At 73.2% G+C, this 23,010-nt stretch carries 18 protein-coding genes; 9 read left to right on the top strand and 9 right to left on the bottom strand.

Features of this window, described 5'->3' with window-relative positions:
- The first annotated feature begins 121 nt into the window (after positions 1 to 121).
- The 3 genes from ACIQE0_RS25385 (at position 122) to mgtA (ending at position 6,473) form a co-directional block, all read left to right on the top strand.
- On the top strand, positions 122 to 1,588 hold the full coding sequence (locus ACIQE0_RS25385; RefSeq protein WP_402336259.1) for an NCS2 family permease: 1,467 nt from the start codon (positions 122 to 124) through the stop codon (positions 1,586 to 1,588).
- A gap of 34 nt (positions 1,589 to 1,622) precedes the next feature.
- Entirely contained in the window at positions 1,623 to 2,813 is a 1,191-nt protein-coding gene (locus ACIQE0_RS25380; RefSeq protein ID WP_402336256.1) for an XdhC family protein, read from the top strand.
- Between the two features lie 915 nt (positions 2,814 to 3,728).
- Positions 3,729 to 6,473 carry a magnesium-translocating P-type ATPase gene (gene mgtA / locus ACIQE0_RS25375; protein ID WP_366331520.1) on the top strand — a complete coding sequence of 915 codons (2,745 nt, stop codon included), beginning with the start codon at positions 3,729 to 3,731 and terminating at the stop codon, positions 6,471 to 6,473.
- A 128-nt stretch (positions 6,474 to 6,601) separates the two neighbouring features.
- On the opposite strand, the gene ACIQE0_RS25370 is transcribed toward mgtA, so the two are convergent.
- Positions 6,602 to 7,879 carry an MFS transporter gene (locus ACIQE0_RS25370; RefSeq protein WP_402336252.1) on the bottom strand — a complete coding sequence of 426 codons (1,278 nt, stop codon included), beginning with the start codon at positions 7,877 to 7,879 and terminating at the stop codon, positions 6,602 to 6,604.
- A gap of 148 nt (positions 7,880 to 8,027) precedes the next feature.
- On the opposite strand from ACIQE0_RS25370, the gene ACIQE0_RS25365 reads away from it, so the two are divergent.
- Together ACIQE0_RS25365 and ACIQE0_RS25360 are read left to right on the top strand one after the other, a co-directional pair.
- The gene (locus ACIQE0_RS25365; RefSeq protein WP_402336250.1) at positions 8,028 to 9,059 is read left to right on the top strand and encodes a helix-turn-helix domain-containing protein; all 1,032 of its coding nucleotides are present in this window, start codon (positions 8,028 to 8,030) and stop codon (positions 9,057 to 9,059) included.
- A gap of 68 nt (positions 9,060 to 9,127) precedes the next feature.
- Complete coding sequence (locus tag ACIQE0_RS25360; protein WP_402336522.1) at positions 9,128 to 10,375, top strand: GNAT family N-acetyltransferase; 1,248 nt, start codon at positions 9,128 to 9,130, stop codon at positions 10,373 to 10,375.
- On the opposite strand, the gene ACIQE0_RS25355 is transcribed toward ACIQE0_RS25360, so the two are convergent.
- Together ACIQE0_RS25355 and ACIQE0_RS25350 are read right to left on the bottom strand one after the other, a co-directional pair.
- On the bottom strand, positions 10,369 to 10,929 hold the full coding sequence (locus ACIQE0_RS25355) for a GNAT family N-acetyltransferase (RefSeq protein ID WP_402336247.1): 561 nt from the start codon (positions 10,927 to 10,929) through the stop codon (positions 10,369 to 10,371). The two genes, ACIQE0_RS25360 and ACIQE0_RS25355, sit on opposite strands and share 7 nt — an antisense overlap.
- 147 nt (positions 10,930 to 11,076) lie before the next feature.
- Entirely contained in the window at positions 11,077 to 11,904 is an 828-nt protein-coding gene (locus tag ACIQE0_RS25350; protein WP_402336244.1) for a response regulator transcription factor, read from the bottom strand.
- Between the two features lie 376 nt (positions 11,905 to 12,280).
- On the opposite strand from ACIQE0_RS25350, the gene ACIQE0_RS25345 reads away from it, so the two are divergent.
- The 4 genes from ACIQE0_RS25345 to ACIQE0_RS25330 all read left to right on the top strand — a co-directional run bounded on the left by ACIQE0_RS25345 (position 12,281) and on the right by ACIQE0_RS25330 (position 16,996).
- Entirely contained in the window at positions 12,281 to 13,822 is a 1,542-nt protein-coding gene (locus ACIQE0_RS25345; protein WP_402336241.1) for an AMP-binding protein, read from the top strand.
- A 362-nt stretch (positions 13,823 to 14,184) separates the two neighbouring features.
- Positions 14,185 to 14,379: a hypothetical protein gene (locus ACIQE0_RS25340; protein ID WP_402336238.1), complete on the top strand. Its 195-nt coding sequence runs from the start codon at positions 14,185 to 14,187 to the stop codon at positions 14,377 to 14,379.
- 14 nt (positions 14,380 to 14,393) lie between these two features.
- Complete coding sequence (locus ACIQE0_RS25335; RefSeq protein ID WP_402336518.1) at positions 14,394 to 16,091, top strand: AMP-binding protein; 1,698 nt, start codon at positions 14,394 to 14,396, stop codon at positions 16,089 to 16,091.
- 227 nt (positions 16,092 to 16,318) lie between these two features.
- A complete protein-coding gene (locus ACIQE0_RS25330) occupies positions 16,319 to 16,996 on the top strand; it encodes a hypothetical protein (RefSeq protein ID WP_402336235.1) in 678 nt (225 codons plus the stop codon).
- Positions 16,997 to 17,143: 147 nt separating this feature from the next.
- Here ACIQE0_RS25330 and ACIQE0_RS25325 read toward each other — a convergent pair whose 3' ends face one another.
- The 6 genes from ACIQE0_RS25325 to ACIQE0_RS25300 all read right to left on the bottom strand — a co-directional run bounded on the left by ACIQE0_RS25325 (position 17,144) and on the right by ACIQE0_RS25300 (position 22,917).
- On the bottom strand, positions 17,144 to 17,515 hold the full coding sequence (locus tag ACIQE0_RS25325) for an MmcQ/YjbR family DNA-binding protein (protein WP_402336233.1): 372 nt from the start codon (positions 17,513 to 17,515) through the stop codon (positions 17,144 to 17,146).
- Positions 17,516 to 17,563: 48 nt separating this feature from the next.
- Complete coding sequence (locus ACIQE0_RS25320; protein WP_366331528.1) at positions 17,564 to 18,082, bottom strand: GNAT family N-acetyltransferase; 519 nt, start codon at positions 18,080 to 18,082, stop codon at positions 17,564 to 17,566.
- Positions 18,083 to 18,159: 77 nt separating this feature from the next.
- The gene (locus tag ACIQE0_RS25315) at positions 18,160 to 18,930 is read right to left on the bottom strand and encodes a hypothetical protein (RefSeq protein WP_402336230.1); all 771 of its coding nucleotides are present in this window, start codon (positions 18,928 to 18,930) and stop codon (positions 18,160 to 18,162) included.
- Between the two features lie 443 nt (positions 18,931 to 19,373).
- Positions 19,374 to 20,831, bottom strand: coding sequence for a catalase (locus ACIQE0_RS25310; protein WP_402336516.1), 1,458 nt, complete (start codon positions 20,829 to 20,831; stop codon positions 19,374 to 19,376).
- Between the two features lie 272 nt (positions 20,832 to 21,103).
- Positions 21,104 to 22,015, bottom strand: coding sequence for a 2-hydroxy-3-oxopropionate reductase (locus tag ACIQE0_RS25305; protein WP_402336228.1), 912 nt, complete (start codon positions 22,013 to 22,015; stop codon positions 21,104 to 21,106).
- 62 nt (positions 22,016 to 22,077) lie between these two features.
- Positions 22,078 to 22,917, bottom strand: coding sequence for a TIM barrel protein (locus ACIQE0_RS25300; protein ID WP_402336225.1), 840 nt, complete (start codon positions 22,915 to 22,917; stop codon positions 22,078 to 22,080).
- Between the last annotated feature and the right edge of the window lie 93 nt (positions 22,918 to 23,010).

Genomic DNA, 23,010 nt, shown 5'->3' with positions numbered 1-23,010 from the left:
AACTCCGCGCGGACAGCGCCGCGTTCGCCTCGGGCCGTCCCCCGGGTCGTGCAGCCGACGTTCCAACCCACCGCTCGCCGCCCCGGCGAGTGCCCCTGTGAACCTTGGGAGTCAAGGCCTCATGACCCAGCAGTCCAGCACGCCCGGAACCACGGCGGACGACGCGGGCGACGGCTCGCGCCAGCCCGCCGGCCGGTCCTGGCTCGACCGGTACTTCCACATATCCGAACGGGGATCGACCCTCGCGCGCGAGACCCGCGGCGGCCTGACCACCTTCATGGCGATGTGTTACATCCTGCTGCTCAACCCGGTGATCCTGGGGTCGGTACGGGACGTCCACCACGCCGCCCTCGACCACGGCGCCCTGGTCACCGCCACCGCGCTGGGCGCGGCGCTCGGCACCCTGCTGATGGGCTTCGTCGGCAGGGTCCCCCTCGCCCTCGCCGCCGGCCTCAACGTCTCCGCGGTGCTGACCACCCAGGTGGTGCCGCACATGACCTGGCCGCAGGCGATGGGCATGTGCGTGGTCTACGGCGCCGTCATCTGCCTGCTGGTCGTCACCGGCCTGCGCGAGCGCGTCATGAACGCCATCCCGCTCGCCCTCAAGCACGCGATCACCATGGGCATCGGCCTGTTCGTCGCCCTGCTGGGGCTGGTGAAGGCCGGCTTCGTGGGCAAGGGCGCCGGCGGCCCGGTCACCCTCGGCAGCGATCTGTCGGGCCATCTGGTCGGCTGGCCGGTGCTGTTCTTCTGCCTCACCCTGCTGCTGATCTTCATGCTCCAGGCCCGCCGGGTGCCCGGCGCGATCCTCATCGGCATCGTCGTCGGCTCCGCGCTCGCCATCGGCGCCACCAAGCTCGGCGGGCTGACCGCCGCGGACTGGGGCGGCACGCCCCCGACCCTGAGCGGCAGCGCCCTCGCCCTGCCCGACTTCGGGCTCTTCGGGCACGTCGAGTTCGGCGGCTGGGGCTCCATCGGCGTCCTGAGCGTCACCATGATCGTCTTCACCCTGGTGCTGGCCGGGTTCTTCGACGCGATGGCCACCATCATCGGCGTCGGCACGGAGGCGAAACTCGCCGACGCCGACGGCCGGATGCCGGGCCTGTCCAAGGCGCTGTTCGTGGACGGCGCGGGCGGTGCCCTCGGCGGACTGACCGGCGGCTCCGGCCAGACCGTCTTCATCGAGTCGGCCAGCGGTGTCGGCGAGGGCGCCCGGACCGGCCTGTCGTCCGTCGTGACCGGACTGCTCTTCGCGGCCTGCCTCTTCTTCACCCCGCTCACCCACCTCGTGCCCGCCCAAGTGGCCGCTGCCGCGCTGGTGGTCATCGGGTCGATGATGATGAGTGTCGCGGGACACGTGGACTGGAGCGACCGGGCGAGTTCGGTCCCGGTTTTCCTTACTGTGGCCCTGATGCCGTTCACCTACCAGATCACCACCGGCGTCGGCGCCGGCGTCCTCGCCCACACCGCCATCAAGGCGGCCCAGGGCAAGTGGCGCGAGGTCGGTGCCTTTATGTGGGTGCTCAGTGGAATCTTCCTTGTCTATTTTTCGCTCCATCCCATCGAACAGTGGCTGGGCGTCAAGTAGCGCCCGACGCACTCCCGTCCGTAAGGAGACCGACATGCTGGACCTCGCCGAAGAGCTGAACCGGTGGATGGAGCAGGGACGTACCTTCGCCGTGGCCACCGTCGTGGCCACCACCGGCAGCGCCCCCCGCCAGCCCGGCGCCGCGCTCGCCGTCGACAGCGACGGCGCGGCGATCGGGTCGGTCTCCGGCGGATGCGTGGAGGGGGCGGTCTACGAGCTGTGCCAGGAGGCCCTGCGGACCGGCCGGCCGATCCTGGAGCGCTTCGGCTACAGCGACGAGGACGCCTTCGCCGTGGGCCTGACCTGCGGTGGTGTCATCGACATCTTCGTCACCCCGGTACGGGCGAGCACCCCCGCTGCCGCCGACGAGGCCCGTGCGGACGGCCTGTCGGACGAGACCGCCGCACCGCTGGCCGCCGCGCTGACCGCCGCCGCCTCCGGCGAGGCGGCGGCCCTCGCGCGGATCATCGAGGGCCCGGACGAACTGCTGGGCCGCGCCCTCCTGGTCCGTCCCGACGGCAGCCGCACCGGCGGCCTCGGCGGGCACCCCGGCCTGGACCGCACCGCGGCCGAGGAGGCCCGGGCCCTGCTGGACGCCGGGCGGACCGGCACGCTGGAGATCGGCGCCGAGGGCGCGCGGTGCGGGCAGCCGGTCGTGCTGCTCGTCGAGTCCTCCGTCCCGGCGCCCCGGATGCTGGTCTTCGGGGCGATCGACTTCGCGGCGGCGCTGGTGCGGGTCGGCAAGTTCCTCGGCTACCACGTCACGGTCTGCGACGCCCGGCCGGTCTTCGCCACCCGGGCCCGCTTCCCGGACGCGGACGAGATCGTCGTCGACTGGCCCCATCGCTACCTCGACTCCCAGGAACTCGACGCCCGCGCGGTGCTCTGCGTCCTCACCCACGACGCCAAGTTCGACATCCCGCTGCTGGAACGGGCGCTCCGGCTCCCCGTCGCCTACGTCGGCGCGATGGGCTCCCGCCGCACCCACCTCGACCGCCAGCAGCGGCTGCGCGATGTCGGCCTCACCGAGATCGAGCTCAACCGGCTGCGCTCGCCCATAGGGCTGGACCTGGGCGCCCGCACCCCGGAGGAGACTGCGCTGTCCATCGCCGCCGAGATCGTCGCCAACCGCCGCGGCGGCACCGGCGCCCCGCTGACCGGCGCGCACACCCCGATCCACCACGACCCGCCGCGGCCGGTGGGCCGGATCGGCGAGGTCGCCTGACGGGCGCTGCGTCCCAACGCGGTGCTGCGGGGCTCCTGTTGGACGCCTCGGCGGGCGGCCGCGAGACCCACGGGGCCGGCGGACCCGACGCCGCCGGCCCCGTGGGTGGGCCCACCGGGCGCACCGCCGCCGCCCCACACCCGTCGCGCCCCGCCGAATCGGACGGTGGAATACCCGTCGGTAATCGCCGGGCCGGGCCGCTTATGGCGAGCGGATCACCGGCGCACAATGCGGCGCGCGGAGCGGATCATGAAAGAACAATGCGACGCACCTCACACCGCTTCACGGCAATAAATTACCGTCGCGGCGAGGGGTGCCGGTGGATGTATGGCAGGATAGGGCCGCGAAGGCGCCCTTCCGCAGGGCGCCCGGCGATGTCCGCGCAAGCAAGGAGGTGATCGGGATGAGTCCCGAAGGAAGTCCTTGCCGCAGCGCTGCCCTGAACTGATCACGCCGTTCTCCGCGTGAATCCGGGGCTCTTCTCCCCACTCCGCTGTGTGCACTCACCGGTGAATCCCGGGCGCTTTCCGCTGCCCGTCGGGCCCGGCCCGTCCGCATACCCGCGACGATCCCCCACGGTCGTCTCCTGCGGTCCGGTCCACCGATGAATCCACTGGTGAATATCTCGCACCGGTAATTTCCCGTAATTCTCAGCGCTCGTGCGCACTGGCTCTTTCGGCCTGCCGGAAAACATTCCGCGGACGAATCCACCGGATGTCGTGCCGGACGTGGGACTTATCGCCTCCCGGGCACAGTTCTGCGTTTTGGCCCGCCGTCCGGAGTTCTCTCCCGGTTTTCCGTGCGTTTCGTTCCGGCTGCCTCCCGGATTCTCCTCGGACGTCTTCCGAGGTTTTCCGGGGCTTCCGGCGGCGGCCGGCCGGGGCCCTGCCTGCGTGCGCGTCAGGAGGTCCAGTCATGAGCACGATGACCACCCCGCCCACTCCGGAGAGCCTTGCGCCGCCGGGCCGCCGCCCCCGCCGGGAGCGCCGCGCCGCCGAGCTGGAGGCGCGCACCCGCCAGGCCGCCGCCCGGCTGGCCGAGTACAGCGCCCGCCCCGCCGAGGAGGTCCTGAACGACCTCGGCAGCACCTCCGCCGGCCTCACCCAGCGCGAGGCGGTGGCCCGACGGGAGCGCGACGGCGCCAACGCCATCGCCCAGGAGCGCCCGCCGCGCTGGTACGTCCAGCTCGCCAAGGCGTTCTGGAACCCGTTCATCCTGGTCCTGGCGGTGCTGGTGGCTGTGATGTACGGCCAGTGGCTCCAGGTCTCCGCCACCGAGCCGTTCGACCCGAAGATCGTCATCCTCGGCGCGATGGTGCTGATCAGCGCCGGGCTGCGGTTCTGGCAGGAGTTCCGCTCCGGCACCGCGGCCGCCGCGCTGCGCGCCCTGGTCACCACGACCACCGCGGTGCAGCGCCGGGCGGGCCGCGGCCGGGCGCCCGCCACCGTCGAGATCCCGATGGCCGACGTGGTCGCCGGCGACGTGGTCAAGCTGGCCGCCGGCGACCTCGTCCCGGCCGATCTGCGACTGCTCGCCGCCAAGGACCTGATGGTCAGCCAGGCCGCGCTGTCCGGCGAGTCGCTGCCGGTCGCCAAGGCCGACACCCGGCTGGCCACCGACCGCGGCCAGGACGCCGCCGGCGACCCGGTCGAGGCCGGCAACCTCGTCCTGACCGGCACCTCCGTCACCTCCGGCAGCGCCACCGGCGTGGTCGTCGCCACCGGCGAGGACACCTACCTCGGCTCGATGGCCGGCTCGCTGGTCGGCGAGCGCCCCGAGACCAGCTTCGACACCGGCGTCAAGAAGGTCAGCTTCCTGCTGATCCGCTTCATGATGGTGATGGTCCCGGTGGTGTTCCTCATCAACGGGCTCACCAAGGGCGACTGGGCGGAGGCCTTCACCTTCGCGGTGGCCGTCGCGGTCGGCCTCACCCCCGAGATGCTGCCGATGGTCGTCACCACCAACCTGGCGCGCGGGGCGGTCGCCCTCTCCCGCCGCAAGGTCGTCGTCAAGCAGCTCAACGCCATCCAGAACCTCGGCGCCATGGACGTGCTGTGCACCGACAAGACCGGCACCCTCACCGAGGACCGGATCGTCCTGGACCGCTACCTCGACGTACGCGGCCGGCCCGACACCGAGGTCCTCGAACACGCCTACCTCAACAGCCACTTCCAGACCGGACTGCGCAACCTGATGGACCAGGCCGTCATCGACCGGATGCACGAGGCCGAGGAGGTTGTCGTCGACGCCCGCTTCACGCTGATCGACGAGATCCCCTTCGACTTCGCGCGCCGCCGGATGTCGGTCGTGCTGCGCCGCAACGACCTCGACGGCCCCGCCGACGAGCACCTGCTGATCACCAAGGGCGCGGTGGAGGAGGTCCTGGACCGCTGCGTCCGGGTCGTCCACGCCGGCGAGCACGCCGAACTCACCGGCACGCTGCGGCAGTCGGTGCTGCGCACCGCCGAGGACCACAGCCGGCAGGGCCTGCGGGTGCTCGCGGTGGCGACGGCCACCCTGCCCGCCGACCGGGAGAGCTACACCGTCGCCGACGAGGCCGAGCTGACCCTGATCGGCTTCCTCGCCTTCCTCGACCCGCCGAAGGGGGACGCGGCCCAGGCGCTGGCGGGCCTCGCCGACAACGGCGTCGTGGTCAAGGTCGTCACCGGCGACAGCGAACTGGTCGCCGCCCGGGTCTGCGAGCAGGTCGGCATCGACCCCGGCACCCCCGTCACCGGCGCCGAGATCGACACCCTCGACGACCTCGAACTGCTCCACCGGGCCCGTACGGCAACCCTGTTCGCCAAGGTCAACCCGGTCCAGAAGGCCCGCATCGTGCGCGTCCTCCAGGCCGACGGGCACACCGTCGGCTTCCTCGGCGACGGCATCAACGACGCCGCCGCGCTGCGCGACGCCGACGTCGGCATCTCCGTCGACACCGCCGTCGACATCGCCAAGGAGTCCGCCGACATCATCCTGCTGGAGAAGGACCTCACCGTCCTCGGCCAGGGCGTGCTGCGCGGCCGGCTGACCTTCGGCAACACCATCAAGTACCTGAAGCTGACCGCCTCCTCGAACTTCGGGAACGTCTTCTCGGTCCTCGTCGCGTCCGCGTTCATCCCGTTCCAGCCGATGCTGGCGCTCCAGCTGCTGGTGCAGAACCTCCTGTACGACATCTCCCAACTGGCCACGCCCTGGGACCGGATGGACGCCGACTACCTGCGCACCCCGCGCAAGTGGGACGCCAAGGGCATCGGCCGCTTCATGCTCGTCCTCGGTCCGACCAGCTCGATCTTCGACATCACCACCTTCGCGCTGATGTGGTACACCTTCGGCGCCAACAGCGAGGTCCATCAGGCGCTGTTCCAGTCCGGCTGGTTCGTCGAGGGGCTGCTGACCCAGACCCTGGTCGTCCACATGCTCCGCACCCGCCGCATCCCGTTCGTGCAGTCCCGCGCCACCTGGCCGGTGCTGCTGATGACGGTGCTGGTGATGGGCGTCGGCCTGTGGCTGCCGTTCTCGCCGCTGGCCGGGGCGGTGGGCATGCAGCCGCTGCCGCTGGCCTACTTCCCGTGGCTGGTCGCGACGCTCGCCGCGTACTGCCTGCTGACCCAGGGAGTGAAGCGGTGGTACATCCGCCGGTTCGGCGAGTGGCTGTGAGGTGAGCCGGGCCGAGCGGGTGTGAGGGGGCCCGCGCCCGCGGTGCCCGGTCCGTCGAGGGCCGGGCACCGCGGGCCTGTCGTCGAGGGGGCGGGATCGGCCGTCCTCCTTGCTGCGCTGCGTCGCCGTCAGGCGTCCCCGGCCGGGCGGGTGTGCCGGAGGCGCCGCACCGCCGGGGACGTCAGCGGCAGCAGCGCGGCGAGCGCGGCCACCGCACCGGCCACCGCGGCCACCCGGAAGCCGCCGTACGCCCGGGCCAGCGGCCCCACGCACAGCTGCCCCACCGGGATCGCGGCGTACGACAGCAGATCGCCGTAGGCCGCGACCCGGGACAACGCGTGCGCCGGGACGTGCTCCTGGAGCGCGGTGTCCCAGGCGATGCCGGTGACGCAGACGCCGAGCCCGGCGGCGAAGCCGGCGGCCACCAGCCAGGGCGCGTCCAGTCGCCATCCGAGCACCAGCAGCGGCACCGACCCCAGCGCGGCGGCCGCCTGCCCCAGTGCCAGCAGCCGGCCGACCGCCAGCCGGTACAGCACCGCGCCGCTCAGCAGCAGTCCGATGCCCCGGGCGCTGAGCACCAGCCCCCAGACCGCCCGGCCGGCGGTCCGTTCGGTCAGTGTCGGACCCAGGATCTGCCAGGTCCCGGTCTGCACCAGATTGATCACGAAGAACGCCAGGGTGGGCGGCCCCAGCCAGCGGATCCGCCGGAACTCCCGCCAACCGGCGCGGAGTTGGGTGCGGACGGACCCCGGACGCCGCGCCGGACCGCGCCCGGTGGACGGCAGGCGCAGCAGGCACCCGGCGGCGACCGCGTAACTCACCGCGTCGAGGGCGAGCGCAGGTCCGCTGCCGGCGACCGCCACCAGCAGCCCCGACGCGCTCGGCCCCGCCACCTTGGCGACGTTCCGCACCGTGCTCAGCAGGGCGTTGGCCGGCCGCAGCGCCGCGGTGTCGACCAGTTCCGGGAGCAGTCCGCGCAGCGCCGGGGCGGTGAACGCCGCGCAGATCCCGCCCAGCACCTCCAGCCCGACGACCGACGGCAGCGCGTAGTGCCCGGTCAACAGCAGTGAGGCGACGGCTGCTTGGGCGGCCGCCGAGCCCAGGTGCGCGGCCGCCAGCACCGTCCGCCGCCGGAACCGGTCTGCGGTGGCCCCGCCCACCAGCAGGAACGCCAGCAGCGGCAGCATCCGGGCGGCGAGCACGGCACCGAGGTCGCCGGGTCGGCCGCCCGAACCGTCCAGCACCGCGAACGCCAGCGCCACCGGGGCCATCGCGCTGCCCAGCAACGACACCGCATGCCCGGTCAGGAACCAGCGGAAGGCGGGGCGGGACAGGGGCGATGCGGGGGTGGCGACGGGTTCGGACGCGGGCGGGGAGGCGGAGGGGGACGCGGAGGGGGAGTCCATGGCCGGAGTCTGCGCGGGCGGCCGCCGAATCCTATGCTTTCGGCCGGGGGCGAAAGGTCGGGACGAAGGGTCGGAACGCGGCGGGGCGAACGCCCCGGGACGCGAGGGGCGGGCCCATGGCCGAACGCCCGGAGGGAGGCGGTGGCCGATGGTCACCCTGCGGCTGAGCCCGCTGGCCCTGTCCCGCTCCCGTTTCGCGCTGTCGCCGCTCGCCGAAACCCTCGGCACCGCACTGGCGTTGGCCCGGCCGCACCCCGCCCCCTGGTACGCCGCCTGGCGCGCCCGCCACCTCCCGGCCTTCACCGCCGCCCTGGCCGCCGACCCGTTCGCCCGCGGTCTGCTCGGCCTGCTCGGCTCGACGACCTGGCTGCCCTGCTCCGTGGCGATCCCGCCGCCGGACGGCCTGCGCACCACCCTGGCCGCCGAGTTGGCCGCCGTCCGCGCCGTCCCCGACGCCGTCTTCCGCGCCGAACTGGAAACCTCCCGCGCCCACCCGCACCCCCGCTACGCCACCGGCCACCGGCACCACCACGACCTGGCCTGGCTCACCGGACACGACTGGGCCGCCCGCACCGCCGACCTGCTGCACGCCCTGTGGAGCGCGCACATCGCCGCCGAGTGGCCCCGCCGCCGCGCCCTCCTCGAACGCGATATCGCGCACCGGGCCGGACTGCTCGCCGTACGGGGCTGGCCCGGCGCCCTGGAGCAGATGAGCCGGCACAGCACCTGGGAGGGCCCGGACGCCATCCGCTTCGGCCGCCACCCCGGCCCCGACCGCGTCATCGGCGACACCGGACTGCTGCTTGTCCCGGTGAGCCTGGCCACCGGCACCTGGCTCTGCGAGGGGCCCGCCGGCCGCTATGCCCAGGTCTACCCGGCCCGCGGCGCCGCCGCCACGGCCACCGCCGACGACCCGGACCGCGCCCTGGAACGCCTCCTGGGCACCGGCCGCGCCACCCTCCTGCGCGCCCTCCGGCAGCCCGCCACCAGCACCGAACTCGCCGCCCGGCTCCGGCAGTCCCTCGGTACCGTCGGCGGCCACCTGGCCGTCCTGCGGGACGCCGGGCTGGTCGTCGGGGTGCGGGTGGGACGGCGGGTGGTCTACCGGCGTACCGAACGCGGCGAGCAGCTGGTGGGAGACGGCGACGGGACGGCGCAACGCCGTACGCCACGGGGCTGAAACCCGCCGTCCCTAGGGAAAACGGGATGAAGGCGACGGGCCCGCCCGGTTAGCGTCCCCGCGTGACCATGGACCACGGTACGGAACTGACCCTCCGCGACATCGACGAGGCGGACCTCGACCGGGCGGTCGAGCTCGCCGCGCTCGCCTTCCACCGCAAGCTGGACGACAAGGAGCACGCCTTCCAGCGCGCGGTGCTCCGCGACACGACCAGGATCGGCACCTACGACGGCGGCACACTGGCCGGGATGGCCGCCGTCCACCACCTGCGGCTCGCCGTCCCCGGCGCCCAGCTCCCCTGCGCGGCACTGGACTTCGTCGTGGTGGCGCCCACCCACCGGCGGCGCGGCGCGCTCACCGCGATGATCGAGGAGACCTGGCGGCGGTGCGCCGCCGAAGGGCTGCCGCTGGCCTGCCTCTGGGCCTCGGAGAGCGCGATCTACGGCCGGTACGGCTTCGGCGCCGCCACCGAGGCGTACCGCGTCGACATCGACGCCACCCGGCCGCTGGCGCTGCGCATCGACCCCGACCCCCGCCCGCTGCGGCTGCTCGACCGGGCCGAGGCGCCGGCCGTGCTCGGCCCCCTCTACGAGGCGCAACTGGCCCTCAGCGCCGGCCGGTTCAGCCGGGACGCGGCCTGGTGGCGCCGGCATGTGCTCGACCTGGAAAGCCCCGACGACGACGATGACGACTACGGCCCGCTGCGGGTGGTGGTGCTGGGCGCCGCCGGCACCCCGCCCGGCGGCTACGCCCTCTACCGCACCCGCGGCTCCGGCGACGACGGGCCCGGCGCGGTCGCCGTGGAGGAAATGGCGGCCGAGTCCGCCCCGGCCGCCGCCGCGCTGTGGTCCTATCTCGCCGGGATCGACCTGACGGCTGGTGTCCGCGCCTGGGCCCGGCCCGCCGACGACCCCCTGCTGCTTTTCGCCGCCGACCGCGACCAGGTCCGGGTCACCCGTCAGGAACCCTGTCTGTGGCTGCGGCTGGTGGACGTCGGGGACGCCCTCACGGCCCGTTCCTGGGCCGCCCCGCTGGATCTCGTCCTCGCCGTCCGGGACACCGCCCTCCCCGCCAACGACGGCCGTTTCCGGCTGACCGTCGACGGGCCGGGCGCCACCGCCTCCTGGACGCCGACCGGCGACGAACCCGATGTCTCCCTGGACGTACGGGAGTTGGCGTCCTGCTACCTCGGCGGGGTGCCGGTACGCCGGTTCGTCCAGGCCGGGCTGGTCACCGAGCACACCCCGGGCGCGGTCCGCACCCTGGACGCCGCGCTGGTCACCGAGCGGCTGCCGTTCACGGGGGAGGACTACTGAGCCGTCGCGGCCGCCGGCCGTAGGGCGGCCATCATCAGGACGTCGTGCCAGGCCCCGTCCCAGCGCAGGGCCTCGCGCATCCGGCCCTCCATGACGAAACCGCACTTCTCGTAGCTGCGCCGGGCCCGCTCGTTGAAGGCGAACACCTCCAACTCGACGCGGTGCAGGCCCACCTTGTCGAAGGCGTGGCCGAGCAGCAGCCGGATCGCCTCCGGGCCCAGGCCGCGGCCGGTGGCGGCGGGGACCAGGGCGATCCGGAAGCTGCCGTGGGCGTTGTCCGGGTCGATCTGGCTGAGGGTCAGATCGCCCAGGTAGTCGCCGGTCGCCCGGTCCTCGACGGCCAGGTCCAGCCGGTCGGTGCGGGTGCCGCAGGCGGTGACCCACTCCTGGAGCTCCGGCAGGGTCCAGTCGCGGTGGGTCCCCGTCAGCCGTCGGGTCTCCGGGTCCTGGAAGGTGGCGTGGAAGGCGGCCGCGTGCCGGTCGGCCAGCGGCACCAGTCGGATGCGTTCGCCTTCGAGGACCGGCTTCTCGGCGAGGGCATGGGTGTCGATCATGCGCAGATGATGTCCGCGCCGCCGTCTGGGCGGCAAGGGAATTTCCGCGCAGGCGGCCGGGGTCGAGGGAGACTCGCCGGCCGCTCTTGGCTGCGGCGGCATCCCGGCCCGCCGCGGTCGGCGACGGCGCGCCGCCCGCGCCCGTGCCTACGGCAGCATCCCCGTCCGCCGCGCCTCGATCACCGCCTGCATCCGGCTGTGCACCCCCAACTTCCGCATGACCGACCGGAGATAGCCCTTCACGGTCTCCGGGCGCAGCCCCAGGTGTTCCGCCGCCTGCGCATTCGTCGCGCCGGTCGCGATCTGCGCCAGTACGTCCAGCTCCCGGGGCGCCAGGACCGGTCCGGCCGCCCGGCGCCCACCGGCCGCGGCCGGCGGCACCGCGTCCGCCCGCCCCGCCGCCGCCAGCCGCCCGCAGGCCACCAGCAGCTCCCGCCGCAGCAGCGGATCGGCCACCCGCTGCGCCAGCGCCCGGAGTTCGCCGTGGGCCTCCCGGACCTCCTCCCACGCGGCCGGGCCGGCGGCCGGCCGCCGGGCCACCGTCAGCAGCCGGGCCGCCTCGTCCTGGAGCAGCAGCGCCTGCTCCAGCTCCCGCGCCGCCGCCAGCGCGGCGGACAGCGCCCGGTCGCCGAGCCGCACCGGCCGCCGCAGCGCCCCGTAGAGCACCCCGCGCACCCGGCGCCGCACCACCACCGGCACCGCGAGCACCGACCGCAGTCCCTCCGCGGCCACCGCCCCGTCGTACTCGTGGCTGATCGCCGGCGAGAGGGGGTAGTCGCTCACCGCGCACGGCCGGGTCAGCGCGGCCGCCTTCCCGCCCAGTCCGTTGCCGCGGAGGACGTCCAGCCCGCGCAGCGCCGGGGTGGCCGTGCCGGACAGTTCGTCGATGCGGTAGCGGCCGGAGCCGGCCAGCAGCCCGCCGAACGCCACCGGTACCCCGCTGGCCCGCCGCAGTCGCGCCAGTGCCGTCGCCACGTCAACGGATTCCCCCGTCCCCGACTCGCGCCGCACGCCGTTACCTCCGCTTCCCCCCATTAGGGGGTGGTGAGACCTGCGCCACTGATTACACGATGGCTGCGGCGCCGCGGCAATGCGTCGGGAAGGAGGATCGACGGTTGCGGGAGGACGGATCCGGCGGAGGCGACCGGGCCGGCCCGTGCCCGCGACGGGGTGCACTTCCCGTCAAGTGCGGCTGATCGCTTGACCGTTGTCCCCGCAGGCCGCGGGGCGGGGGCGTGCCGCCGGCCCCGGCTGCCACACTCCCGGTCAGCCGGCCGGCGCCCGCGCCGCGTCGGCTGCGGCCCTACCCGATTCCCGAGCAGTTCCCGATTCCCCGAGCACAGGAGAGAGCATGCGGACACCGATGACGATCGCGGACTTCCTCGACCGGGCCGAGCTGGCGTTCCGCGACAGCCCGGGGGTGGTCGACGAACCGCGGCAGCCCGCCCCGCCGGTGCCCGATGCGACCTACGGGCGCTTCGCCGAACGGGTCCGGGCCTGGCAGGCCGGACTGGACGCGCTGGGCGTGGGGGAGGGGGAGCGGGTGGCGGTGGCCGGTCACAACTCCGCGCGGCTGCTGGAGCTGCTGTTCGCGGTGCCGATGAGCGGCCGGATCTGCGTCCCGGTGAACTTCCGCCTCAGGCCCGAGGAGGTCGCGTACGTGGTGGCGCAGAGCGGCGCCTCGGTCCTGCTCGTCGACCCGGAACTGGACGAGGCGCTGGGCGACATCAAGGTGCGCCACCGCTTCGTCCTCGGCGAGGAGACCGAGACCGCGCTGATGCGGTTCGGCGTCGAGCCGCGGCCCTGGTCCCGGCCGGACGAGGACGCCACCGCGACGATCAACTACACCTCGGGCACCACCGCCCGCCCCAAGGGCGTGCAGCTGACCCACCGCAACATTTGGGTCAACGGCATGACCTTCGGCCTGCACACCCGGGCCTGGGAACGCGATGTGTACCTGCACACGCTGCCGATGTTCCACTGCAACGGCTGGGGCATGCCGTATGTGATGGCCGGGCTGGGAGTGAAGCAGGTCGCCCTGCGCAAGGTCGACGGCGCCGAGATCCTCCGGCGCGTCGAGGAGCACGGTGTGACGCTGATGTGCGGTGCGCCCGCGGTGTGGAACATGGTGCTGGACGCGGCGGCTGCCTGGCAGGGCGAGGTGCCGGGCCGCGACCGGGTGCGGATCGTCTGCGCGGGCGCCCCGCCCCCGACCCGCACCATCTGGCGCGTGGAGGAGGAACTGGGCTGGGAGTTCACCCAGCTCTACGGCCTCACCGAGACCTCCCCGCTGCTGACGTTCAACCGCACCCGGCCCGAGGACGTGGACCGGCCCGCCGAGGAGCGGGCCCGCAAACTCTCCCGTGCGGGAGTGCCCGCGCTCGGCGTCAAGCTGAAGGTCGCGGCCTCCGGCGAGGTCCTGGCCCGCTCCAACACCGTCCTCGACGGCTACTGGGAGAAGCCGGAGGAGACGGCCGCGGCGCTGGAGGACGGCTGGTTCCACACCGGTGACGGCGGCACGCTGGACCCCGCCGACGGCCATCTGACGATCTCGGACCGGAAGAAGGACGTGATCATCACCGGCGGCGAGAATGTCTCGTCGATCGAGGTGGAGGACGCGATCTTCGGCCACCCGGCGGTCGCCGAGGTCGCGGTCATCGGCGTACCGCACGAGAAGTGGGGCGAGACGATCAAGGCCCTGGTGGTGCTCGCCGAGGGGGCCACGGCGCAGGAGGCCGACATCATCGCCCACTGCAAGCGGCACCTGGCCGGCTACAAGGCCCCGACGTCCGTCGAGTTCCGCGACGCCATCCCGCGCACCGCCACCGGGAAGATCCAGAAGTTCAAGCTCCGGCAGCCGTACTGGTCCGGCCTGGACCGCGAGGTCAACTGACCGCAGGCGCACAGGGCGCGCCGCGCGCTTGGGGGCGCACGCATCCGAGGGTGCGGCGCTCCAACCCGGCGGCGCACGGAGGCACACCAGGTGTCGCGGGCACTGACCGCGTACCTGGGTGGGCAGTCGGGGGAGGCCGGTGGCCGGGCCCCGTCGGGGCGGCGGTCGATGCCGAGTACACCGGGGGCGGACCGACCGCCACCGCTGACAGTGGCGCCACCGCCTGGACGCAAGAGCCCGCCCGGCCCCTCGGACCACCGACACCGGGCGGAGATCGAATCCCCCTTCGCGGCACGCAAGCGCGGGCGAGCGGCGGGGCGTGGTCGCACGCGGGGCGTCATGCTGGGGGTGGCGCGCACGCGGTGCCGACCGACGGCTGGTCGCCGGCCCCGGCGCCCGCCAAGCTGATCACCACGCACTCCGTGCCGCCCCGGCCCCACCCACGCATCCGGCGGCCGGGGCGCGTCGACCTGCCGAAGACCGTCTCCGGCACCGACCGCCGCCCCGGCCAGCGGGGCGGCGGTGCTGCCGAGTACTGGGAGGAGAACCACCGTTGACCACTGAGCCGCACATGGAGCTGTCGTACGCGAGCGGGGCCGCGGACCGGCCGCTGCTCGGCCGCACCATCGGCGCCGATCTGGCCCGCACCATCGCCCTGTTCGGCGACCGCGAGGCACTGGTCGACGTGGCCACCGGCCGCCGCTGGACCTACACCGAACTGGGCCGCGCGGTCGACGAGGTGGCGCTGGGGCTGCTCGCCAAGGGCGTCCGCAAGGGCGACCGGGTCGGCATCTGGGCGCCCAACTGCGCCGAGTGGGTCCTCATCCAGTACGCCACCGCCCGGATCGGCGCGATCCTGGTCAACGTCAACCCCGCCTACCGCGTCCACGAGTTGGCGTACGTACTGAAGCAGGCCGGGGTGGCCGTGCTGGTCTCCGCCGTCGCCCACAAGACCAGCGACTACCGGCGGATGATCGAGCAGGTGCGGTCCGAGTGCCCGGCGCTGCGCGACGTCGTCTACGTCGGCGACCCGACCTGGGGCGGGCTGCTGGCCGCCGGCGCGGCCGTGCCGCACACCCGCCTGGCCGCCTGCGAGAAGACGCTGACCGCCGACGACCCGGTCAACATCCAGTACACCTCCGGCACCACCGGCTTCCCCAAGGGCGCCACCCTCTCCCACCACAACATCCTCAACAACGGATACGCGGTGGGCGAGACCGTCGGCTACACCGAGCACGACCGGGTCTGCCTGCCGGTGCCCTTCTACCACTGCTTCGGCATGGTCATGGGCAACCTCGGCATCACCTCGCACGGCGCCTGCATCGTCATCCCGGCGCCCGCCTTCGACCCGGCCACCACCCTCCGGGCCGTCCAGGACGAGCGCTGCACCGCGCTGTACGGCGTCCCCACCATGTTCATCGCCGAGTTGAGCCTCCCGGACTTCGCCGACTACGACCTCGCCTCGCTGCGTACCGGCATCATGGCCGGCTCGCCCTGCCCGGAGGAGGTGATGAAGCGGGTGGTCGCCGAGATGCACATGGCCGAGGTGTCCATCTGCTACGGCATGACCGAGACCTCGCCGGTCTCCACCCAGACCCGGCGGGACGACGACCTGGCGCACCGCACCGGGACCGTCGGCCGGGTGCTGCCGCACATCGAGGTCAAGGTCGTCGATCCGCAGAGCGGGGTGACCGTGCGCCGCGGCACCCCGGGCGAACTGTGCACCCGTGGCTACAGCGTGATGCTCGGCTACTGGGAGGACCCGGAGCGCACCTCCGAGGTCATCGACGCGGCCCGCTGGATGCACACCGGGGACCTGGCGGTGATGAACGAGGACGGCTACGTCCGGATCGTCGGCCGCATCAAGGACATGATCATCAGGGGCGGGGAGAACGTCTACCCGCGGGAGATCGAGGAGTTCCTCTACTCCCACCCCAAGATCGCCGACGTCCAGGTCGTCGGCGTCCCGGACGAGAAGTACGGCGAGGAGATCGCCGCCTGCGTCGTCCTCCGGGACCCCGCGGACACCCTCACCCGCGACGAACTGGCCCGCTACTGCCGCTCCCGGCTGGCGCACTACAAGGTCCCGCGCTACCTGGAGATCACCGACACCTTCCCGATGACCGTCAGCGGCAAGGTCCGCAAGGTCGAACTCCGCGAGCGGCTCGCGTCGAAGCTGGGGACGGCGCCGGGCCGCGGCCGGCCGTCGCCGTACCGGCAGCGGGAGGCCGCCGACGCGGACCGGGAGGGGAGCCTCGGCACGGTCTGAGGGGTGATCGGCCGTGCGGGGCAGGGCAGTTGGCGCAGGGGCCGTGCGGCCCGTCGGGGCCGGTCCGGCCAGAGGGCCGCCGTCCGGTCGGGCCGACCCGGCCGATAGGGTCCTGACCTGGCCCGTTCCCGGTTTACGGGACGGGTGAAAGGCCGTCAACCCGGCCACATTTCAAGGCCGTTAGCAGGACGGAAATCCCGCGGGATTCCCGTCAAGAGGGGACATTCATGACCCGTTTCGCACGTTGGGCTGCCACCGCTGCCACGGTGGCCGCCGCCCTGGGGAGCTTCGCCGCCCCCGCCTACGCCGACGTCATCCAGCCCGGCAGCCCGGGCGGCCCCGTCCGCGAGGTGCTCACCGCCGGCTGCGCGAGCGGCGAGGACGCGGCGACCGTGGCGCCGACCGTGATCGACGCCGACAGCGCCGCCCGCTTCTACCGCTGCGACCCGGTCACCCACCGGGTGGCGACCCAGGAGGGGCACGCGACCTGCGCCCCCGGCGGCCTCTTCGACTGGTCCCGCGGCCTGTGCGAACCGGCCGCCACGGTACCCGAGATGGCGACCCGGCTGACCGCCGGCAAGGCCACGCTCTCCACCAAGCCGCTGAAGGTCATCGGGCTGCACGCCACCCTGGTGCGGGCCCGCTTCGCCGGTGCGCAGGACGCCATCTGGAACGCCACCCTCACCTTCAAGGACACCACCGGCAAGGTGCTGTGCGTGGCGAAGACGGACACCGCCGGCCAGGCCTCCTGTGACGCCGAGCACCCGCGCTCCGGCGCCGACGTGCTGCGCGGCGGCTACACCGTCGAGTACGCCGGCAACGGCGCGGTCAACGGCGGCTACGACACCGTCGCCCCGACCACCGCACAGGGCGGCATCCGCGCCGTCCTGCCGCCCCGGGCCTGACCGTCCGGCCGGTGTGATGCCCCGCGGTCGCGCCCTCCGGGTGCGCGAGCGCGGGGCATCCGCCCGTTGTGGCCCCGAGCCCTCAGCGCCGCTCGCCGGGCCAGGCCCTCTCGTCGCACTCCCATCGTCCGCCCGGCAGACGGGAGTTCAACGACCGGGCCAGTCCAGGAGGAGCCGCTGGGCACGCGGGAGCGAGGCCACGATCAGGTCGTAGGAGTCCTCGATCATCTCCCGCACCAGCCGGTCGGGGAGGTCGCCGGCCAGCGAAACGGTGTTCCAGTGCCGCTTGTTGAGGTGGTAGCCGGGCACCACCTCGGGGTGTGCCGCGCGCAGCCGCTGGGCCAGCTCGGGGTCGCACTTGAGGCTGACGGTCAGCGGCACCGCGTCCAGCGTCGAGAGCGCGAAGATCTTGCCGCCGACCTTGAACGTCGAGACCTCCGGATGCCGCGGGAAGGGGTTCTCCTCGGTCGCGCCGTTGAACCCCAGGCAGAAGGCGCGGAGCGCGTTCGCATCCCTCATCGGCACCTCATCGCCCGTACAGGCATGTGAAGTTGACGGCATGTCATCTCAGGACCGGGCCCCCGCCTCGCGGCGCATGCAGACCCGGGGCCAGCGGTCCAGGCCCAGCTCCGCCTCGTGGGCGCGGATCGCCCGCAGCCCCGGCGTCATCTCCTCGGCGGCCAGTCGGCGGAAGCCGAGCCGGGCGTAGTACGGGGCGTTCCACGGCACCTCGGCGAAGGTGGTCAGGGTCAGTGCGGGCAGGCCGCTGTCCGACTCGGCCCGGTCGATCAGCGCCCGGCCGACCCCGCGCCGGGCCCGCTCCGGGTGCACCGAGACCTGCTCGACATGGGCGCAGCCGTCGACCGGGTCCCACAGGAGGTAGCCGCGGGGCGGCTCGCCCGCCTGCTCGGTGTCGTAGGCGGCCAGCGCCCGGCCGGCGCGCTGGTACTCCTCCAGCAGCGCCGCAGGTGGCGGCTCGTCGTCGGCGATCTGCGCCATGCCGAGCGCGCGGAACGGCTCTCCGGCGGCGCGCTCCAGGGCGCGCAGGGCGGGCAGGTCGGCGGGGTCCGGGACACGGATGATCATGCGGACAGTGTCGCCTCTCGGGGCGCGCCGGGCGAACGGGTTTCCCCGCCGCCGGGCCGTCCGACCGGGCGGCGGGCTCAACCGGGCGGCCGGGCGCCCTGGGTGATCAGCTCGTCGGCCGCGTCGTTGACCGGCTGCGGGGTGCCGGTGAGGTCCATGACGAACAGCGGGACGTGCAGATCGTCGGCGCGCGACCGGGCGTCGCGGGCGTAGCCGGCCAGCGAGAAGAAGACCGCGACCGCGGAGTCGGCCAGGCCGTTGAGCCAGACGCACTCGACCTCGCGGAGGCCGGTGGCCCGGGTCGTCGGGTCGACCTGGGCGACCACGCCGGTGCCGCGCAGGTCCACCCCGGAGGCGGTCCGCTCCTGGGCCCGGGCCACATCGGCGAAGCCCAGCCACTTCAGGTACTGGGCGGCCGCGGTGACGCAGTCCCGGGCGGTCCGGATGGTCACCGGGCGGAACGCGGGCCGCTGCGGCGGCGGCCCGTCGGCCGGGAGGGGCGAGGGCGACGGACGGGGCGGTGCGGCGGAGACGGGGACGTCCGCGGGGGCCGGGGCCGGGTCGGGAGCGGCCGACGGCGGGGCGGGCACCGGGACGATCGGCACTCGCACCACCGTGCCGCAGGCGCAGCCGGTCTCCGGCGCGGGCCAGGCGTCCTGCCGTCCGCAGACCTCGCAGCGGACGTCCACCCAGGACGCGTCCCAGGTGCGGTGCAGTATCTCGACCGGCGAGCCGTCGCGCAGCACCGGCAGGGTCAGCGGGGCACCGCAGGCGCAGGGGAAGGTCGGCGGGGTGAAGGCGTTCTCGCGGCGGCACGTGGGGCACCGCACCGGCACGCTGTCGGCCATGTCGGCTCCAGGCAGGTCGGGCAGAGGCGGTCGGTCGGCTCTGCTTGCCGTCCATGGTCTCCCCAAATTCCCCTGCCCGTGGCGGGAATGCGCCGAGAGGCGGCGAGGGACAGGGGGCGCACGGGCACGCCGCAGGGCCCGGAGTCGGTGACCTCACGACGTTCCGGGCCCCGGCGGTGGTTTCCGTCCGACCGTGCGAGAGCTGGGCGCGACGGGACATCGCACCGCCGGACGGAGTCGGTGGGCAGGGGCGGCGGGTGGTGCTTCAGCGGGCGGCAGACGGGCTCCGCGGCGGGGGAGCGGGCCCGTCTCCTTGGCGGACGGACCTGCCACCGCACTGGCCGCTCCCCGGTGTGCCGCGGAGCGCCGCGCTGCCTTCCGTACCGGTCGGCCACCCCTCAGCGGGACGACCGGTACGGATGCGCAAGGCTGCTGACCTCCCGTCAGTCCTCGCGCAGTTCGCGGACCCGCGCCTCGACGCGCGTGCCGTAGTCCGGGTCGGCGGCGTGGAAGTGCGCCAGGTTCTTCTCGATCACGTCGTCCCGGCTGACCTGGGAGAGTCCGCCGGCGATGTTCTCCACCAGGCGCTTCTTCTCGTCCTTCGACATCAGGCGGTAGAGCTCGCCGGCCTGGAAGAAGTCGTCGTCCTTGGGGTGCGCCGGGGCCGCGTGGGTGCCGACGTGGCCGGTGACGGCCAGCGGCGCGGAGAGCGGCCGGTCGGTCTGGACGGGGCCGTCGTAGGAGTTGGGCTCGTAGTTCTTGGCGCGCCGGTCGTAGGCGTTGCGCGCCATGAAGCCGTCCCGGCCGTAGTTGTCGGCGGACGTCGCCCTGGGCGCGTTGACCGGGAGCTGGGTGTGGTTGACGCCCAGGCGGTAGCGGTGCGCGTCGGCGTAGGCGAAGAGCCGGCCCTGGAGCATCCTGTCCGGGGACGGGCCGATGCCGGGCACGAAGTTGTTCGGCGAGAAGGCGGCCTGCTCGACCTCGGCGAAGATGTTGTCGGGGTTGCGGTCCAGGACCAACCGGCCGACCCGCTGGAGCGGGTAGTCGCGGTGCGGCCACACCTTGGTCAGGTCGAAGGGGTTGAAGCGGTAGTCGGCCGCCTCCGCCGCCGGCATGATCTGCACGTACAGGGTCCACGAGGGGTACACGCCCCGCTCGATGGACTGGAGCAGATCGGTCTGGTGGCTGTTGCCGTCCTTGCCCACCACGCCCTGGGCCTGTTCGGCGGACAGGCAGCGGATGCCCTGGTTGGTCTTGAAGTGGTACTTGACGAAGAAGGCCTCGCCCGCCTCGTTGGTCCACTGGTAGGTGTGCGAGCCGTAGCCGTTCATGTGCCGGTAGGAGGCCGGGATGCCGCGGTCGCCCATGAGCCAGGTGACCTGGTGGGTGGCCTCGGGGGAGTGGGCCCAGAAGTCCCAGACGTTGTCCGGCTCCTGCTTGCCGGTGAACGGGTCGCGCTTCTGGGTGTGGATGAAGTCGGGGAACTTGATCGGGTCCTTGATGAAGAAGACCGGGGTGTTGTTCCCGACGAGGTCGTAGTTGCCCTCCTCGGTGTAGAACTTCACCGCGAAACCGCGCGGGTCCCGCACGGCGTCCGCGCCACCGAGGCTGTCGGCCACGGTCGAGAAGCGGATGAACAACTCGGTGCGCTTGCCCACGGTGCTGAGGAAGTCGGCCCGGGTGAAGGCGGTGACGTCGTCGGTCACCTCGAAGTGGCCGTAGGCGCCGGAGCCGCGGGCGTGCACGATGCGCTCCGGGATGCGCTCGCGGTTGAAGCGCGCGAGCTTCTCCAGCAGGTGCTGGTCCTGGAGGACGATCGGGCCGCCGACGCCGGCGGTGGCGGAGTTCTGGTTGTCGGCGATCGGGGCGCCAGCCTCCGTAGTGAGAGTGCGCGCCGTCAGCGTGGGCTTCGACATGGTGACCTTCCGTACGAGACTGCGGAAGTTGGCTTCCGCGTGTCGGAGCGTAGGAAGTGCTCCGACCAGACGTCAACAGTTTGTTGAAACAATCCTGAGTGGGTGTTCCGGGCGGCGGCCGCGCCTGGGCGCGACAGGACAGGTGTCAACGCGACCGCCGCCCGGAAGTCTGTTCTCCGCTGGCCCGGAGAGTCCTCACGCGACCCCAACGGTCGCCTGGGGTACGGGACTTGACCGCTACCCCGAGGGGAGCGCGCTCAGTCCTTGAGGTCGTACCCGGCGAGGCGCTCGACGCCGCGGAGGAGGGCGGAGTGGTCCAGTCCGCCGTCGCCCTGGGCGCGCAGGGCGGCCACCAGGGAGGCGACGACGCAGCCGACGGGCAGCGGGGCGCCGACGGTACGGGCGGCGTCGGTGACGATGCCCATGTCCTTGTGGTGCAGGTCGATGCGGAAGCCGGGCGCGAAGTCCCGCTTCTTGAAGTTGTCCTTCTTGCGGGCCAGGACGGTGGAACCGGCCAGTCCGCCGCCCAGGACGTCGAGCGCGGCACCGAGGTCGACGCCGGACTTCTCCAGGAAGACCACGGCCTCGGCGCAGGCCTGGATGTTGACGGCGACGATGAGCTGGTTGGCGGCCTTGACGGTCTGACCGGAGCCGTGCGGACCGCACCGCACGATGGTCTTGCCCAGCGCCTCGAAGACGGGCCTGGCCTCGTCGAAGTCGGCCTGCTCACCGCCCACCATGATGGACAGCACCGCCTCGACGGCCCCCGCCTCGCCACCGGAGACCGGGGCGTCCAGCACCCGGACGCCCTTCTCGGCGGCCTTCTTCGCCAGGTCCATGGAGGTCTGCGGGGTGATCGAGGACATGTCGATCAGCAGCGCCCCGGACCTGGCGTTCGCCAGGATCCCGTCCGGGCCGTAGGCGATGGCCTCGACCTGCGGGGAGGCGGGGACCATGGTGATGATGACGTCCGCGTCCCGGACGGCCTCGGCGATCGACGCGGCCGCGGTCCCGCCGGCCTCGGTCAGCCGCCGGAGCTTGTCGGCCTCCAGGGTGTGACCGGTCACCGCATAGCCGGCCTTGAGCAGGTTCTCGGCCATGGGCGCGCCCATGATGCCCAGCCCGATCCATGCGATCGACGGGCGGGAGGAGTCGGCCAGGTTGCTCATCGAAAAGCCTCTTTCGCACTCAGAACCAGGGGGACGGAAGGAGGTTGGGGCCGGGGCACGCCCTAGTGGGCGGCGCGCAGCGGAGCGGGCAGCCAGGCGAAGGAGCCGGCGCTGGGGCCGTCGCCCGGCTTGTACTCCAGGCCGACGTAGCCGTCGTAGCCGTTCTTGCGCAGCCGGTCCAGCAGTGCGGGGAAGTCCAGCGAGCCGGTGCCCGGGGCGCCGCGGCCGGGGTTGTCGGCGATCTGCACATGCGCGGTCTTGGCGGTGTGGCGGTCGATGACGTCGTCGAGGTCCTCGCCGTTCATCGACAGGTGGTAGAGGTCCATCAGGAACCGCGCGTTGTCCAGCCCGGTGGCGGCGTTGACCGCGTCGACCACCTCGATCGCCTTCGGCGCCGAGACGATCGGGCAGGCCGGCGACTCCGGCGCGTTCAGCGCCTCGATCAGCAGGGTGCCCTCCACCTCGGCCACCGCCCGGGCGGCGAAGGCGAGGTTCGCAAGCGCCAGCGCGTCCTGTTCGGCCGCGGTGGCGCCCTCGACGCGGTTGCCGTACAGGGCGTTGAAGGCGGTGCAGCCCAGCGAGGAGGCGAACTCGATCGCCACCGGCACGTTCGCCCGGAACCGCGCCGACTCCTCTCCCGGCACCGACAGCGCGCCGCGGTCCGGCCCCGGCAGCCGCCCGGCGTAGAAGTTCAGCCCGGTCAGCTGCGTGCCCGCATCGCGCAGGGCGTCGCGCAGCGCGGCCAGTTCGGAGCGCTCCGGGGTCGGGGCGTCCACCCACGGCCACCACAGCTCCACCGCCGTGAAGCCCGCCGCCCGGGCGGCGGCCGGCCGCTCCAGCAGCGGGAGCTCGGTGAACAGGATCGACAGATTGACGTTGAAGCGGGTGTCCGCGAAACCCATGAGGCCCAGGGCTCCTTCCGAATTGCGGAATTCACTTTCTGCGTAACGGAACACTGCCGGGCGTCGGAGAGGCTGTCAAGAGGGCTTGTGGGC

Source organism: Streptomyces sp. NPDC093097 (assembly GCF_044754325.1).
Lineage (GTDB): Bacteria > Actinomycetota > Actinomycetes > Streptomycetales > Streptomycetaceae > Streptomyces.
This window is presented reverse-complemented; position numbering and strand designations above follow the sequence as displayed.